Annotated in this window: 17 protein-coding genes; 10 read left to right on the top strand and 7 right to left on the bottom strand. The window is 69.4% G+C overall.

The features are described from left to right. The first annotated feature begins 35 nt into the window (after window positions 1-35). On the top strand, window positions 36-227 hold the full coding sequence (locus WFI52_RS02890) for a UDP-N-acetylmuramyl pentapeptide phosphotransferase (protein WP_336625095.1): 192 nt from the start codon (window positions 36-38) through the stop codon (window positions 225-227). A 9-nt stretch (window positions 228-236) separates the two neighbouring features. Here the strand turns inward: WFI52_RS02890 and WFI52_RS02895 are convergent, their stop codons facing one another. From WFI52_RS02895 to adhP, 3 genes are all read right to left on the bottom strand, one after another. Further along, a complete protein-coding gene (locus WFI52_RS02895; protein WP_336625094.1) occupies window positions 237-1,496 on the bottom strand; it encodes a DNA recombination protein RmuC in 1,260 nt (419 codons plus the stop codon). A 74-nt stretch (window positions 1,497-1,570) separates the two neighbouring features. Continuing rightward, window positions 1,571-2,158 (bottom strand): exonuclease domain-containing protein, encoded by a 588-nt coding sequence (locus tag WFI52_RS02900; RefSeq protein ID WP_336625093.1) that lies wholly within the window; start codon window positions 2,156-2,158, stop codon window positions 1,571-1,573. A 119-nt stretch (window positions 2,159-2,277) separates the two neighbouring features. Further along, a complete protein-coding gene (gene adhP, locus WFI52_RS02905) occupies window positions 2,278-3,288 on the bottom strand; it encodes an alcohol dehydrogenase AdhP (RefSeq protein ID WP_442927678.1) in 1,011 nt (336 codons plus the stop codon). Window positions 3,289-3,463: 175 nt separating this feature from the next. Between adhP and WFI52_RS02910 the strand changes: the two genes are divergently transcribed. The 3 genes from WFI52_RS02910 to WFI52_RS02920 are packed head-to-tail and all read left to right on the top strand — an operon-like array spanning window position 3,464 to window position 5,825. Further along, window positions 3,464-4,204 (top strand): class I SAM-dependent methyltransferase, encoded by a 741-nt coding sequence (locus WFI52_RS02910; RefSeq protein WP_336625092.1) that lies wholly within the window; start codon window positions 3,464-3,466, stop codon window positions 4,202-4,204. Window positions 4,205-4,228: 24 nt separating this feature from the next. Next, window positions 4,229-5,299, top strand: coding sequence for a redox-regulated ATPase YchF (gene ychF / locus WFI52_RS02915; protein WP_336625091.1), 1,071 nt, complete (start codon window positions 4,229-4,231; stop codon window positions 5,297-5,299). Between the two features lie 7 nt (window positions 5,300-5,306). Beyond that, entirely contained in the window at window positions 5,307-5,825 is a 519-nt protein-coding gene (locus WFI52_RS02920) for an AAA family ATPase (protein WP_336625090.1), read from the top strand. A gap of 15 nt (window positions 5,826-5,840) precedes the next feature. Here WFI52_RS02920 and WFI52_RS02925 read toward each other — a convergent pair whose 3' ends face one another. Then, the gene (locus tag WFI52_RS02925) at window positions 5,841-6,338 is read right to left on the bottom strand and encodes a DUF427 domain-containing protein (RefSeq protein WP_336625089.1); all 498 of its coding nucleotides are present in this window, start codon (window positions 6,336-6,338) and stop codon (window positions 5,841-5,843) included. A gap of 36 nt (window positions 6,339-6,374) precedes the next feature. Here WFI52_RS02925 and WFI52_RS02930 point away from each other — a divergent pair, with 36 nt between their 5' ends. The 4 genes from WFI52_RS02930 (at window position 6,375) to WFI52_RS02945 (ending at window position 8,711) form a co-directional block, all read left to right on the top strand. Further along, window positions 6,375-6,971, top strand: a complete 597-nt coding sequence (locus WFI52_RS02930; protein ID WP_336625088.1) for an LON peptidase substrate-binding domain-containing protein — start codon at window positions 6,375-6,377, stop codon at window positions 6,969-6,971. Between the two features lie 253 nt (window positions 6,972-7,224). Further along, window positions 7,225-8,184 carry a hypothetical protein gene (locus tag WFI52_RS02935; protein ID WP_336625087.1) on the top strand — a complete coding sequence of 320 codons (960 nt, stop codon included), beginning with the start codon at window positions 7,225-7,227 and terminating at the stop codon, window positions 8,182-8,184. A gap of 34 nt (window positions 8,185-8,218) precedes the next feature. Next, window positions 8,219-8,428, top strand: coding sequence for a hypothetical protein (locus WFI52_RS02940; RefSeq protein WP_336625086.1), 210 nt, complete (start codon window positions 8,219-8,221; stop codon window positions 8,426-8,428). A 151-nt stretch (window positions 8,429-8,579) separates the two neighbouring features. After that, complete coding sequence (locus WFI52_RS02945) at window positions 8,580-8,711, top strand: hypothetical protein (protein WP_336625085.1); 132 nt, start codon at window positions 8,580-8,582, stop codon at window positions 8,709-8,711. A gap of 19 nt (window positions 8,712-8,730) precedes the next feature. On the opposite strand, the gene WFI52_RS02950 is transcribed toward WFI52_RS02945, so the two are convergent. Both WFI52_RS02950 and WFI52_RS02955 read right to left on the bottom strand, forming a co-directional pair. Continuing rightward, on the bottom strand, window positions 8,731-9,282 hold the full coding sequence (locus WFI52_RS02950; RefSeq protein ID WP_336625084.1) for a type 1 glutamine amidotransferase domain-containing protein: 552 nt from the start codon (window positions 9,280-9,282) through the stop codon (window positions 8,731-8,733). Window positions 9,283-9,358: 76 nt separating this feature from the next. Further along, window positions 9,359-10,885: a DHA2 family efflux MFS transporter permease subunit gene (locus WFI52_RS02955; protein ID WP_336625083.1), complete on the bottom strand. Its 1,527-nt coding sequence runs from the start codon at window positions 10,883-10,885 to the stop codon at window positions 9,359-9,361. Window positions 10,886-11,005: 120 nt separating this feature from the next. On the opposite strand from WFI52_RS02955, the gene WFI52_RS02960 reads away from it, so the two are divergent. Next, a complete protein-coding gene (locus WFI52_RS02960) occupies window positions 11,006-11,653 on the top strand; it encodes a DUF1345 domain-containing protein (RefSeq protein ID WP_336625082.1) in 648 nt (215 codons plus the stop codon). An 82-nt stretch (window positions 11,654-11,735) separates the two neighbouring features. Next, window positions 11,736-13,799 (top strand): ABC transporter ATP-binding protein, encoded by a 2,064-nt coding sequence (locus WFI52_RS02965; RefSeq protein ID WP_336625629.1) that lies wholly within the window; start codon window positions 11,736-11,738, stop codon window positions 13,797-13,799. Between the two features lie 27 nt (window positions 13,800-13,826). On the opposite strand, the gene WFI52_RS02970 is transcribed toward WFI52_RS02965, so the two are convergent. Continuing rightward, window positions 13,827-14,033, bottom strand: coding sequence for a hypothetical protein (locus WFI52_RS02970; RefSeq protein ID WP_336625081.1), 207 nt, complete (start codon window positions 14,031-14,033; stop codon window positions 13,827-13,829). Between the last annotated feature and the right edge of the window lie 44 nt (window positions 14,034-14,077).

Raw genomic sequence — 14,077 nt, forward strand, 5'->3', positions numbered from 1 at the left:
CTGAACGTCGTCTACGTCATTTCCCGGGGGTTCACATGTCCGCAGCAGCCAGCAGTCCGAGGACCGGTCAGATCGAGGTCCCCGTCGACCTGTCGCGTCGCCCCGATGTGCTCTTGCGCCGGCGGATGCCCGAGGGCCACCAGGTCAATGCCTGGTGGATGATCGGTGCCTTCGCGGGTGTGTCGATCGCCGTGGTCGCGCTGCTCAACCTCTTCCCCGGCGCCTGATCACGCCGATCACAGTCGCTCCCGCAGATCGCCGACGTCAGCGCTGAGCTGCTCGGTGAGCTCGGGCGCCGTCAGTGTGCGCGGATGCTTCTCGATCGGCGCTGGGGCGGCCGCGGCATCCAGCTTGGTCTCGTCGATGCCGGGGAATCGTCGCGCGCTGACGAGAACCCGCGACTCGAGCGAGCCCGTGAAGCGGTTGAAGCTCTCGACGGTCCGCTCGATCGATCGGCGCAGGTCGTCGGCGTGGCCGGCGAGCGCGCCCAGCCTCTCGTACAGTTCGTTGCCGAGCGCGAAGAGGCGGCGAGCCTCGGTCGACACGTCCTGCTGCGTCCACGTGTACGCGACCGTTTTCAGCACAGCCCAGAGGTTCACGGGTGACGCGAGCGCGACGCGCTTGCCGAAGGCGTAATCGAGCAGGCTCGGGTCTTCTTCGAGCGCGGCGGCGAGGAGTGACTCGCTCGGGATGAAGCAGACGACGAACTCGGGACTCGACTCGAGCCCTGCCCAGTAGGTCTTCTTCGCGAGCGCGTCGATGTGCGCGCGGACCGCCTTGACGTGCTTCTGCAGCAGCTGGGTGCGCCGCGCCGCATCGTCGCCCTGAGCCGTCGGCGGAATCGCGGACGCCTCGAGGTACGCGTCGAGCGGGACCTTGGCATCCACGGCGAGCCCCTTGCCGCCCGGCAGACGCACGATCATGTCGGGGCGACCCGCTCCCGCGTCGGAGACGATGGACGCCTGGGTGTCGAAATCGACGTACCGCGTCAGACCCGCGGACTCGACGACACGACGCAGCTGCGTCTCTCCCCAGACGCCGCGGGTCGCATTGGAGCGCAGAGCGCCGGCGAGCGATTCGGTCGTCGCCCGCAGGGCCTCGTCGGACGCGTGCGCGCGGCGCAGCTGCTCGGCGAGCGAGCCGTACTGCACCTGGCGTTCGCGCTCGAGCTCGTCGATCTTGTGCTGCATCGTCAGCAGCGTCTCCTGGACGGGCGCGAGTGCCCGCAGCACCACCTGCTCGCGACGTTCCCGCTCCTGCTGTGCAGCCTGGTCGCTGCGCACCTGGGCGCCGAGCTCGCGCGTGAGGGCGCGCTGCTGTTCGAGCTGGTCCCCGAGCGAGCTCCGCGCGGCCTCGGCGGAGACGGCGCGGGCGGTGAGCTCGGCGCGCTCCGCCGCGGCGCGCTCCGCCGCGCGGGCGGACGCGGCGAACCACCCTGCGAGCATTCCGGCGAAGAGGCAGGCGAGCGCGAGAGCGATGACGATGGTGGCGTCCATATCGTCAGGATGCCGGAGACGTCCGACATCGCCGTCGCGGCTCCCCGGAACACGGCGGAGCGGTGCGGACCGACTCAGACCGACGCGGGAGCCGCGACCGGGATCTGCGGCACGCGTACGCCGAGCAGCATCGCGAGCTCGATGATGTCGGATGCTCCGGCACGACGAGCGGCGTCGATCATGATGTGCGCGCACGCGAGCGCATCCGCGGTCGCGTCATGGTGCGGAAAGTCGAGGAAGCCGGCGGCCGCGGCGACGAGAGGCAGCCGGTAGGAGGCGAGGTCGTACGTCCGGCGCGCGACCTGCACGCTGCAGGCGTAGCGATAGGGCGGACACGCGGCATCCGTCGCCTCGCAGGCGCGGCGGAGCACCCCCATGTCGAAGCCGGCGTTGTGCGCGACGAGCACGTCGTCGCCGATGAAGGCGCACAGATCCTCCAGCTGCGCGGTCCACGTCGGAGCGTTCTCGACATCGGTGGAGCGGATGCCGTGGATGCCGACGTTCAGCTCGAAGAACGTGTCGTGCCCCGGCGGCGGTTTGATGAGCCACCCGGTCGTCTCGACGACGCGGCCGTCCCTGACGCGGGCGAGACCCACGGCGCAGGCGGAGGCGCTGGAGGAGTTCGCCGTCTCGAAGTCGATCGCAGTGAAGTCCAGTCCCACGCCTCCACTCTCACCCGAGGTCGCGGCAGCGCGGCGCAGGCGCGCCGCGAGCCGTGTCGCGCGGACGTACCGGGAGGGATGGTCCTGCTGCGGCCACCCCTCCCGGATCCTTCCCCCCGTCAGTACGTCATGACGACGCGGCCGTCGATCTTGCCGTGCTCCATGCGCTCGAAGATGTCGTTGATGTCGTCGAGGGACTCGACGGCGACGGTCGGGTGGATCTCTCCGCGCGCGTAGAAGTCGAGGGCCTCGATCATGTCCTGGCGGGTCCCGACGATCGAGCCCCGGATCGTGATCGCGCGGAGCACGATGTCGAAGATGTCCGCGTCGAAGGTTCCCGGCGGCAAGCCGTTGAAGACGATCGTCGCGCCACGGCGCACGACCTTGAGTGCCTGGTCGAACGCCCTAGGGTGCACGGCGGTCACGAGCACGCCGTGGGTGCCGCCGGTCGCCGCCTGGATGGCCTCGCCGGGGTCGGTCGTCGCGGCATTGACCGTGACCTCGGCGCCGTGCCGGCGGGCGAGCTCGAGCTTCGCGTCGTCGACGTCGACCGCGGCAACGCGCATGCCCATCGCGCGGGCGTACTGGACGGCGATGTGACCGAGCCCGCCGATGCCCGAGATCGTCACCCATTCACCGGGTCGTACTCCCGTCATCTTGAGTCCTTTGTAGACGGTGACTCCCGCGCAGAGGATCGGCGCCACCTCGACGGGGTCGGCGCCGTCGGGGATGCGTGCGGCGTAGCGCTCGTCGACGAGCATGTACTCCCCGAAACTCCCGTCGACGGAGTAGCCGCCGTTCTGCTGCTCTTCGCACAGGGTCTCCCAGCCGGTGCGGCAATACTGGCAGACGCCGCACGCCGACCAGAGCCAAGCGTTGCCGACCTTCTGCCCGACCTCGAGTGTCGTCACGCCGTCACCGAGCGCAACGACCTCGCCATAGCCCTCGTGACCCGGGATCAGGTGCGCCTTCGGTGCCACCGGCCAGTCGCCGCGCGCCGCGTGCAGATCGGTGTGACAGACCCCGCTCGCGATGACGCGGACGAGCGCCTGTCCCGGACCGGGTGTGGGGATCGGCACCTCCTCGACGACGAGGGGCTGGCCGGAGCTCACGACGACGGCGGCGCGCATCGTCGTGGGGGCCGTGCGGGCGTCGCTTCTGGTGGGGGCGACAGTAGTCATCGACATCACTTCCTCGTGTTCGATCGGTGCGGCAGAACTCGCCGCCGAATACCCCGACGCTATGCGGCGGGAGGTTGCATCCTGTTGCGCGCGGATGTCGCTGCGCGGGCGTATCGTCGCGTTCATGGCGACACGGGATGACATGGCGAGAAGCTTCGGCGTCGCGGCCGAGGCTTACGACACCGGAAGGCCGGACTATCCGGAGGATGCCGTCGCGTGGCTTCTGGAGCACGCGGGGAAGCGCCCGCGTGTCGCCGACGTCGGCGCGGGGACCGGCAAGCTGACGCGCGTCGTGCAGCGCCTCGCGGGCGAGGTGATCGCCGTCGAACCGGATGCCGCGATGCTCGACCGGTTGCGCGCGGCGCTCCCCGGCGTCGAGACGCTCGTCGGGACGGCGGAGCGGGTCACGCTGCCGGACGAGAGTGTCGATGCGGTCGTGCTCGGACAGGCGTGGCACTGGGTCGACCCCATCGCAGGTTCCGACGAGATCGGGCGCGTGCTGAAACCCGGGGGCGCTCTCGGCCTCATCTGGAACATCCGCGATGAGCGGGTACCGTGGGTCGCGCGGCTCACCGAGATCATGCGGGGGTCGCATGCGGAGCAGCTCCTCGCTGAGGGTGGGCCGACGGTGGCGGCCCCGTTCGGCGCGCTGGAGGAGCGCGAGTGGCAGTGGTCGCGTCCGATGACGCGCGCCGCTCTCACCGCGATGGTCCACTCGCGCAGCTACATCATCACGGCTGCGCCCGATGAGCGCACCCGGATCGATCGCGAGATCGAGCACCTCTTCGACGAGGTGGGGGCCACGGGCGAGCGGACGATCGAGGTGCCGTACACGACCCACGCGTTCCGCACGCGGAAGGAATGACAAGCCCGCGTAGAATCGAATCCCGTGGCACTCACCATCGGAATCGTCGGTCTCCCGAACGTCGGCAAGTCGACCCTCTTCAACGCGCTCACCAAGAACCAGGTCCTGGCCGCGAACTACCCGTTCGCGACGATCGAGCCGAACGTCGGCGTCGTGAACCTGCCCGACGCGCGGCTCGACCGCCTCGCCGAGGTGTTCGGCTCGGAGCGGACGCTTCCCGCGGCAGTGTCGTTCGTCGACATCGCGGGGATCGTCCGTGGCGCGAGCGAAGGCGAAGGTCTGGGCAACAAGTTCCTCGCGAACATCCGCGAAGCGGACGCCATCGCCCAGGTTGTCCGAGGATTCTCAGACGGCGATGTCGTGCACGTGGACGGCAAGGTCGACCCGGCATCCGACATGGAGACCATCAACGCGGAGCTGCAGCTCGCCGACCTCGAGACCCTCGAGAAGGCGATCGCGCGTTACGAGAAGGAAGTGCGCGGCAAGAAGCTCGACCCGTCGGTGCTGGCGGCTGCGGAAGCGGCGCGCGACGCGCTCCAGCGCGGTGAGCTTCTGTCGGGGTCGAACCTCGACCTCGCTCCCATCAAGGAATTGGGCCTGCTCACCGCGAAGCCGTTCATCTTCGTCTTCAACGTCGACGAGCAGGTGCTGACGGATGCCGCGCGCAAGGCGGAGCTCGAGGCGCTCGTCGCCCCGGCGAAGGCCGTCTTCCTCGACGCGAAGATCGAGTCGGAGCTCATCGACCTCGATCCGGCGGATGCCGCAGAGCTGCTGGCATCCACGGGGCAGGAGGAGTCCGGCCTCGACCAGCTGGCGCGCATCGGCTTCGACACGCTGGGCCTGCAGACCTATCTCACGGCGGGGCCCAAAGAGGCCCGCGCGTGGACGATCGGCAAGGGCTGGAAGGCGCCGCAGGCGGCGGGAGTCATCCACACCGACTTCGAGAAGGGCTTCATCAAGGCCGAAGTCATCTCCTTCGACGACCTGGTCGAGCTGGGATCGGTCGCGGCGGCCCGTGCGGCCGGCAAGGCGCGCCTCGAGGGCAAGGACTACGTCATGCAGGACGGCGACGTCGTGGAGTTCCGTCACAGTTAGGCATCTGATGCTCATCGTGATCTCTGGGCTGCCCGGCGTGGGCAAGACGACCGTCGCTGACCTCGTCGGTGCTCGTCTCGGCGCGACGCGTCTGTCCATCGACCCGGTCGAGGAAGCCCTGCTCGGTGCGGGCTTCCCGCACGGGTGGGAGACGGGCGTCGCCGCCTACGAAGCGGTTCGCGCGATGGCTGAACTGAATCTGCGGACCGGTCGGACGGTCGTGGTGGATGCCGTCAATGACAGCGAGCCAGCGCGTGAGACCTGGCGTCGAGCGGCCGACTCAGCGGACGCGGGATTGTGCTGGGTCGTCTTGACGATGAGCGACACCATCGGCCACGCGTCGCGACTCCGCGAACGTGATCGAGGCTTCACGCACGTCGTCGAGCCGACCTGGCCCGAGGTTGCCGGGCGGGAGGTCGCGCCGTGGGTCGATGCTCACGGGGTGATCGATGTGTCGGACATGAGCGGGGAACAGATCGCGGCAGAGGTCGAACGATACGTCGTGGAGTTCCGCTTCAACGTGTGACGACGGCGCCAGCCGTCACCATCCCATCGACCCGGGCACGCCTTTGAAGGGTCCGACGACGGCCGACGTGATCCACCCGCCGTAGAACCCTCCGGGCTGCGGGACCACGACCTCGCCGTCGACCGTGCACTCGTCCATCTGCTGCGCGTAGACCGCGACCCGGTCGACGAGCGCCTCGAAGCCCGGTGAGGGATGCGGGTAGTTCCACGCCGCCGCGGGACGGATCTCGCCACCGCCGCGCACGTCGAGGTACCGCGCCGCACCCTTGAACTCGCAGAAGGACGAACCCGCACCGGCAGTCAGCGCGTCGGGTGTGAAATCGGCGATCGGCAGATAGAACACGGGGGGATGACTCGTCTCGAGCACGCGCACCGCGCGTCGCGTGTCGGCGATGATCTCGCCGCCGAGACGGATCGTGATCCGGGCGGCGACCGGTTCGATGCGCGGTGGTCGCGGATAGTCCCAGACCGACTCCTGGCCGGCGCCGGGGGTATCGGGTCGTGGACGAGGCATCTTTCCACTGTACGTCCGCGGTGCTTGACTGCAGTAATGTCCGAGATGCCGATGTTCCCACTCGGATCGGTCTTGTTTCCGCACGCCCCGATCCCGCTGCGCGTCTTCGAGCCTCGATATCTCACGATGATCGGCCGACTGCTCGACGCCGACGAACCCGAGTTCGGAGTCGTGCTCATCGAGCGCGGACGGGAGTCCGGTGGCGGAGACGAGCGGTTCTCCCTGGGGACACGAGCGCGGCTCGTTCGCGTAGCCGCCGGCGCCGACGACCTGCAGATCGTTGCCGTGGGCACCGATCGCTTCGTGGCCGAACGATGGCTGGAGGACGACCCGTACCCGCGCGCGGAGATCACCCCGGTGCCACCGCTCATCTGGAACGAGGCTCTGGCGCCTCTGCGCGCCGAGGCGGAGTCGATCGTGCGCCGCGTGATCGCCCGTGCCCCGCACGCGCGGTGGGATGCCGCCACCGAGCTGTCCGATGATCCGCTCGCCGCCGCGTGGCAGCTCGCGGAGATCGCGCCGCTCGGCGAGTACGACCGCTACGTGCTGCTCGGCGCGACGACCATGGGCGGCCTGCTGCGACAGGTGATGGATCTCACCCTCGACGCCGATGCGCTGTGGAGCGCGCAGTAGCATCTGGACATGGTGATCTCGTTCGTCAACGTCGGCATCGCCGTGCGTGATCTCGACGCCACTGTCGTCGCCCACGCTGCCGAATGAGATCGGCATGCACTGCGTCGCTCACCTACCTGCGCGATCCGAGTGGCATCATCGTCATGCTCGCCCAGGACCTTCGCGCGCACCCGGTGACCTGACTGCCGTGGGCGCGCGCGGGAGCGTACGCTGAGCGCATCCCGACGATCCGACGCACGGACGGGAGGTGGCGATGGCCGGGTACGGGCATTCCTCCGCGACGGGAATCGACGAGCGCACTCTCGGGCGCATCGACCTGCTGCTCTTCGACGCCGATTATGCGGATGCCGCCGCCGCCGTCGAGGACGCGTGGCGCGTCGCGGTGCTCGTCGCCGACCCGCATCTCCGCACGGGACACGAGCGCGCACGCCTGGACGCCGTCGTCGCGGCGAATCTCCGACGCGATCCCGGAGCACGAGCCCTGCGGCCCACCGTGACCTCTCATCGCATGGCTCTCGTCCTGGCGTTCGTGCTCGCCGCCGTCGCCGCGGCGCTCGTGCTCTCGTCGCGCGGCGGTCTCACGCTGCAGGCCGCGCTGTTGCCGGCGGGCCTGTGCGCTTCGGCATCCCTCGCCTTCCTCGTCTGGCTCGAGCCGCGCCGTGCGAACGGATCGCTGTGGGGATCACGGGTGCCTGCGGTGCTCATCCTGCTGTGCGCCGGGCTCTGGCTTCTCGCCGGGGCCGTCGCGCTCACCGCACGCTGGAGCGAGATCGACGCGCAGCATCCGTTCGCCGCCACGACCGGGCTCGCGCTCCTCGTGATCGCGACGGCAGGCGGCATCCTGCTGTGGTGGCGCGCGCGACGCGCGGATCGTCGGGGGCGGCAATCCGGCGTGGGGCGTTTGACCGGCGAGCTGGCGGACGAGCGGGACGCCGCCGAGGTGCTCGCGGTGATGGATGCCTGGTGGCGGGTCGCGGGAGCCGCCGCCCTCGCCTCGGACGGTCCGCGCGTCCGCCGCGTGCGCGTCGAAGTGCTCGCTCGGCTCGCGCACGCTCGGCTCATCACGAGCGATGTCGCGCGTCGTCTCGGAGCTGAGACGGCGCCGTTGCGGTGGCGCGAGCGCCGACGCTGTCCGGACGCTGTCTGGGCGCAGTCGCGATCGCTCGGCACCGCCGCTGTCAACCTCCTGAGACCACGGGCGCCGGCGCCCTAGCCTCGAGGAAGTCGTCCTGAACGGAAGGAACACCATGTCCGGATTCAAGTTCTGGCTCGTCGTCGGCCTCGTCGGCGCGGGAGCCTACGTGCTCGGCGCTCGCGCGGGTCGCTCGCGTTACCGCGAGATCAGCAAAGCCGCCAAGAACCTCTGGGACGACCCCTCGCTGCGTAAGGCCCGCGACCAGTCGCGCAAGATCGTCGACAAGGCGGCGAAGAAGGCCGCCAAGAAGCTCGGCGTCTGACGCGGCGAGGCGCCGTTCAGTACGCGCTGTACAGGGCCGACGCGATCGCGCCGAGGTCGCTGTTGGCCTGCAGCACTCCCGCAACCTCTGTCATCGGCACGTCAGTGTCGCCACGCGCCCGGGTCAGGGGTGCCGGACGTATGATCGTGACATGGCGACGTCGAACCTCCCCACCCCGACCCTCCAGTCCGTCAGCGATCTGCAGGGTGCCGAGCAGAACCTTCTGCCCGTCATCGACGAGGGCGCCAGCTGCTGCGGCGGCGGGTGCTGCAGCACGATCTGACGCGAGGCTCACGCGTCCGTCACGCGGTCTGACCGGCGTGGTTCCCCTCCGCGATCTCCTCGATCACTTTCGCGTTGAAGGCGGGCAGGTCGTCGGGCGTGCGACTCGTGACGAAGCCGCGATCCACGACGACTTCCTCATCCACCCATGTCGCGCCGGCGTTGCGCAGGTCGGTCGTGAGGCTCGGATAGCTCGTCAGCGTCCGATCGCGTACGACGTCGCCCTCGATGAGCGTCCACGCCGCATGGCAGATCGCGCCGACGGGCTTGTGCTGCGCGAAGAATTCCCGCGCGAAGGCGATCGACGGCCGATCCATCCGCAGCTGATCCGCATTCACGACGCCTCCCGGCAGGACGAGCCCGTCGAAATCCGAAGCGTTCGCGTCGGCGATCGCGAGGTCGACCTGCTGTGTGTGCCCGTTCTTTCCCTCGATCGATTTCGTCGCCGGCGAGACGAGTACCGCCTCCGCCCCGGCATTCGTCACCGCCTGCCAGGGCGAAGTGAGTTCGGAGTCTTCGTAGCCGTCGGTCGCGAGGAACGCGATGCGCTTTCCGGTGAGGTTCTCAGTCATGCCTCGACGCTACGGATGCCCGAGTCGTCGCGCGGGGGGCTAGACGGATGGTGCCGAGAGCGCTACGCGTGCGGCGTCAGTGCCCGTGCGCGGCCGGTGCCGACGGGTCGTCTGCGGGCTTGCGGATCAGGAACGCGCTGACCAGCAGCGGCATCGCCATGATCGCGGCCACGAGGAACGCGCTGCGCGCACCGGCGGCGCCCGCCGCTGCTGACTCCGCGCCCTCCGCGAGCGCGGCGCCGCTGCGTGACGACATCACCGAGATGAGCACGGCCACACCCGCCGCTCCCGCGACCTGCTGCACGGTCGAGACCGTCGCACTGCCGTACGAGTAGAACTTGGGGGTGAGCGAGCCGAGGGATGCCGTGAACAGTGGCGTGAACGACATCGCCAGCCCGATCGACAGCACCGTCTGGGTCACGAGGATGAACCACACGGGCGTGGACTCGGTGAGCGTCGTGAACGACCACAGGATCGTGATGACGATGATGGTTCCGGGGACGAGCAGCACGCGCGTGCCCCATCGGTCGTAGATGCGCCCGATGACGGGGCCGAGGAGCCCCATCGCGACGGCGCCGGGCAGGACGACGAGTCCGGACTCCGTCGTCGTGAGTCCGAGCGGCCCCTGGAGGTACAGAGGGAGCGCGGTGATCGTGCCGAAGAAGGCGAGCGACATCACGGCGAAGTGGGCGACCGACAGCGAGAAGTTGCCCGAGCGGAAAATGCGGAGGTCGAGAAGCGCATCATCACGTCGCTGGAGCACGACCTGGCGCCAGAGGAACAGGCCGAGCGCCACGACGCCCACCGCGAGAGCGATGATGAGCGTCGTCGTGGCGGACGCCTGCGCGGCCTGCGCCGCGGCATCCGTGCCGTTGTGCCCACCGCCGCCGATCTGACTCAGGCCGAACACGAGCCCGCCGAACCCGAAGGCCGAGAGGACGACTGACAGCAAGTCGATCGGGGCGCGCGTCTGCTCGCCCAGGTTGTGGATCCACCGCACACCGACGGCGAGGGCGACGAGCGCGATCGGCAGGACGATCCCGAAGATCCAGCGCCAGTTCAGCGTGTCGAGGATGACGCCGGAGAGGGTCGGTCCGATCGCCGGGGCGAGCGACATCACGATGCTGACGCGCCCCATCATCCGCCCGCGCAGGTGGGGCGGCACGACGTCCATCAGCGTGGTCATGAGCAGCGGCATCATGATCGCCGTGCCTGAAGCCTGGATGACGCGCGCGACGACCAGCACTTCGAATCCGGGTGCGAGCAGGGCGACGAGCGTGCCCGCGGAGAAGAGCCCCATCGCGGCGGCGAACATCGTGCGCGTCGTGAAGCGGCGCAGCAGGAACCCCGTCGTGGGGATGACGACTGCCATCGTCAACATGAAGGCGGTCGTGAGCCACTGCGCCTGCACGGCAGTGATGCCGAGGTCCCCGATGAGGTGGGGGATGGCGACGCCCATCGTCGTCTCGTTGAGGATCGCGACGAACGCGGCCGCGAGCAGCAGCCAGATCACGCGGCTCGCCTCCGGGTCGACGCGGTCCGCCAGGCCCGTCGTCGGGGTCTCACCGGGAGCGGTGACGGAAGCGGTGTCGGCGCGGGACATGCGGTTCTCCTGCGAGATCGTGCGAACGGGGAGCCGTGCCCGGTCGAGCGACGGGACGAACCTCAAGCGTAACCGCCGGGTCGGACACGCTATTCCCGGCCGAGGTGAGACGATCACGGAATGAGCACGCACCGACGTTCCCGCGTCGCCGTCCGGGGCCCGGTCTCGATCATCGTCGGCGTCGCCGCGGGAGTCATCGCCCTGCCGGTGGTGGGGCTGCTCACGGCTCTCCTCGCCGGCTGGGCGGCGCTCGCGATCGTGAACGTGGCGTGGCTCCTCGTCGCGCTGTGGCCGATGGACGCCGCGCAGACCCGGGCGCACGCGACCACGGAGGATCCCGGCCGCACGCTCGCCCGCACGATCGCCCTGACCGGCAGCCTCGTGAGCCTCGTCGCCGTCGTCGCCGTGCTCATCCACAGTCGCGACGACTCGCGCACGGCGGCGCTCACGGCGGGCGTCGCGATCCTCGCGGTCGCGTCGTCGTGGGCGCTGATCCAGGTCGACTACATGCTTCGGTACGCGCACCGCTTCTACTCGCGGCGCGAGACAGGACTCAACGGCGGCATCGACTTCAACCAGGACGACGATCCGATGTATTCGGACTTCGGCTACTTCTCAGTCGGCCTCGGGATGACGTACCAGGTGTCCGACACGAACCTCTCGGCGAACGAGATCCGTCGCATCGTCGTCGCGCAGACGCTCGTCGCGTATCTGTTCGGCGCCGTGATCCTCGCGAGCGTGGTCAATCTGGTGGCGGGGCTGGGCTGACGTCTGCCTGCGGCAGGGAGCGGGGGCGCGGTTCGACCGCGACCGTCGTGTCGGCGCGCGCGGATAGAGTGACGCCATGAGCATGGGCGGCCTCGGCGGCGGGGCACCGGGCGGGGGAATGCGCGGTGGCGCCGCCTTCCGCGGTGTCGACGTCGCCGTCCAGAAGCGCCTCAACGCGGAGGCGCCCCAGGTCGAGAACCTCGGCGCGCGCGTCGTCGCGATGTTCCGCCCCTACCTCGGTCGCATCGTCCTGACCGGCGTCATGGTCGTCGCGGGAGCCGCGATCGGCGTCGTCCCCCCGCTCATCGTGCAGCAGATCTTCGATCAGGCACTGTTCCCCACCGACGGCACCGGCGTCGACGTCGGGCTCCTGTGGCGGCTCGTCGGTGCGATGATCGGTCTCTTCCTGCTGTCGGCGGTCCTCGGCGTGGCCCAGACCTGGCTCACTTCCACCGTCGGCAACGCCGTCACGGGCGACTTGCGCGTGCGTCTCTTCGATCATCTGCAGGCCATGGAACTCGGCTTCTTCACGCGCACCAAGACCGGCGTCATCCAGTCGCGCCTGCAGAACGACGTCGGCGGCGTCTCCGGCGTGCTCACGAACACCGTCACGAGCATCCTCGGCAACACCGTCACCGTCATCTCCGCTCTCGTCGCGATGGTGCTCATCGACTGGCGGCTGACGATCATCGCCGTCGTGCTCATGCCGATCCTCGTGTTCGTGCAGCGTCGCGTGGGGCAGGTGCGGGCGCGCATCGCGGGGCACACCCAGGAGTCCCTCTCCGAACTGACGTCGATCACACAGGAGACGCTGTCGGTGTCGGGCATCCTCCTCTCCAAGGCCTTCAACCGTCAGCGCACCGAGTCGGCGCGCTATCGGGAGGAGAACACCAACCAGGTGCGTCTGCAGGTGCAGCGCGCGATGAGCGGGCAGGGCTTCTTCGCGGTCGTGCAGGTGCTGATGGCATCCGTGCCGGCGGTCATCTACCTCGTGTCGGGGTACCTCATCGGGGGTGCGGCCGGCGCCGCCACGATCACCGCCGGCACCGTGGTCGCGTTCACGACCGTGCAGGCACGTCTGCTGCAGCCGCTCATGGGACTCATGCGGGTCGCCCTCGATCTGCAGACGTCGCGGGCACTGTTCGCCCGGATCTTCGAGTACCTCGATCTGGTCCCCGCGATCCAGGATGCTTCGGACGCGACCACCGTGGCCGCGGCGCCCGGACCGGTCGGGCGCATCGAGTTCCGCAGCGTCGTCTTCCGCTACCCGGATGCCGCGGAGGAGGCGCGTCCGACGCTCGACGGCGTGTCCTTCGTCGCCGAGCCGGGCGAGCACGTCGCCTTCGTGGGGCCCTCCGGCGCAGGCAAGACGACCGTGCTGTATCTCGCGCCGCGGTTCTACGAGGCCTCCGCGGGCAGCGTGCTCTTCTCCGGCGCCGATGTGAAGACCTTGACGCAGGAGTCGATCATCGACCACATCGGGATCGTGTCGCAGGAGACGTACCTCTTCCACGCGACGATCCGCGAGAACCTGCGCTACGCGAAGCCTGACGCAACGGATGCCGAGATCGAGGCCGCGTGTGCGAGCGCGAACATCCACCACATCATCACAGCGTTCGAGAAGGGCTACGACACCGTCGTCGGGGAGCGTGGCTACCGCCTCTCGGGCGGTGAGAAGCAGCGCATCGCCATCGCACGCGTGCTGCTCAAAGACCCGCCGGTGCTGCTCCTGGACGAGGCGACGAGCGCGCTCGACACCGTGTCGGAGCGGATCGTGCAGGAGGCGATCGACGCCGCGGCGTCGGGCCGCACGACGCTGTCGATCGCGCACCGTCTCTCGACAGTCGTCGGCGCCGACACGATCCACGTCGTCGAGGCGGGGCGGATCGTCGAATCGGGCACGCACGCCGAGCTGCTGGCGCACGGCGGGCTCTACGCCGAGCTCGCCGCCGAGCAGATGGCCGCGGCTCGTATCGAGGGCATCGATCAGGCGGCAGCTCCCCGAGCGCTGCCCGAGCGGCGTGCCGACCGAGCCCCCGAGGGCGCGGCGGGAGCGGATGCCGCGCGCCTCGTCGCCGACCCGCCGGTCGAGCGCGCGGGGGATGAAGCAGTGTGGAGCGCCATGACGGAGTCGCCTCCGGAGTGACAGGTCAGCGCCGCGGGCGAGAGCGGGTCAGTCCGCGGACGGCCACGTCTCGGACCCGATCGCGTCGGTCGGCTCCGGCGTCGGCTCGTTCTCCTCGACGAACTCGGGCGTCGGATTGACGAGTTCCTCGGTCGGCACCTTCTTCAGCTCGTCGATCTCGTCGCGCAAAGCGTCGAGGTCGGGACCCTCGGGAGACTCGGGAACGTCGGGGATGTTCGAGGAAACGTCGGCCATGAGCCCACCCTAACCCGGGATCACCCGGCGTCTCTCTCATCTGG

Source organism: Microbacterium sp. MMO-20 (genome assembly GCF_037147735.1).
Classification (GTDB): domain Bacteria; phylum Actinomycetota; class Actinomycetes; order Actinomycetales; family Microbacteriaceae; genus Microbacterium.

Bases quoted from the DNA above. Each gene is read 5' to 3' on its own strand.
- WFI52_RS02890 (WP_336625095.1), top strand. From the start codon at position 36: ATGTCCGCAGCAGCCAGCAGTCCGAGGACCGGTCAGATCGAGGTCCCC.
- WFI52_RS02895 (WP_336625094.1), bottom strand. From the start codon at position 1,496: ATGGACGCCACCATCGTCATCGCTCTCGCGCTCGCCTGCCTCTTCGCC.
- adhP (WP_442927678.1), bottom strand. From the start codon at position 3,288: ATGCGCGCCGCCGTCGTCGTGAGCTCCGGCCAGCCCCTCGTCGTCGAG.
- WFI52_RS02910 (WP_336625092.1), top strand. From the start codon at position 3,464: ATGGCGACACGGGATGACATGGCGAGAAGCTTCGGCGTCGCGGCCGAG.
- WFI52_RS02920 (WP_336625090.1), top strand. From the start codon at position 5,307: ATGCTCATCGTGATCTCTGGGCTGCCCGGCGTGGGCAAGACGACCGTC.
- WFI52_RS02925 (WP_336625089.1), bottom strand. From the start codon at position 6,338: ATGCCTCGTCCACGACCCGATACCCCCGGCGCCGGCCAGGAGTCGGTC.
- WFI52_RS02930 (WP_336625088.1), top strand. From the start codon at position 6,375: ATGTCCGAGATGCCGATGTTCCCACTCGGATCGGTCTTGTTTCCGCAC.
- WFI52_RS02935 (WP_336625087.1), top strand. From the start codon at position 7,225: ATGGCCGGGTACGGGCATTCCTCCGCGACGGGAATCGACGAGCGCACT.
- WFI52_RS02940 (WP_336625086.1), top strand. From the start codon at position 8,219: ATGTCCGGATTCAAGTTCTGGCTCGTCGTCGGCCTCGTCGGCGCGGGA.
- WFI52_RS02945 (WP_336625085.1), top strand. From the start codon at position 8,580: ATGGCGACGTCGAACCTCCCCACCCCGACCCTCCAGTCCGTCAGCGAT.
- WFI52_RS02950 (WP_336625084.1), bottom strand. From the start codon at position 9,282: ATGACTGAGAACCTCACCGGAAAGCGCATCGCGTTCCTCGCGACCGAC.
- WFI52_RS02955 (WP_336625083.1), bottom strand. From the start codon at position 10,885: ATGTCCCGCGCCGACACCGCTTCCGTCACCGCTCCCGGTGAGACCCCG.
- WFI52_RS02960 (WP_336625082.1), top strand. From the start codon at position 11,006: ATGAGCACGCACCGACGTTCCCGCGTCGCCGTCCGGGGCCCGGTCTCG.
- WFI52_RS02965 (WP_336625629.1), top strand. From the start codon at position 11,736: ATGGGCGGCCTCGGCGGCGGGGCACCGGGCGGGGGAATGCGCGGTGGC.
- WFI52_RS02970 (WP_336625081.1), bottom strand. From the start codon at position 14,033: ATGGCCGACGTTTCCTCGAACATCCCCGACGTTCCCGAGTCTCCCGAG.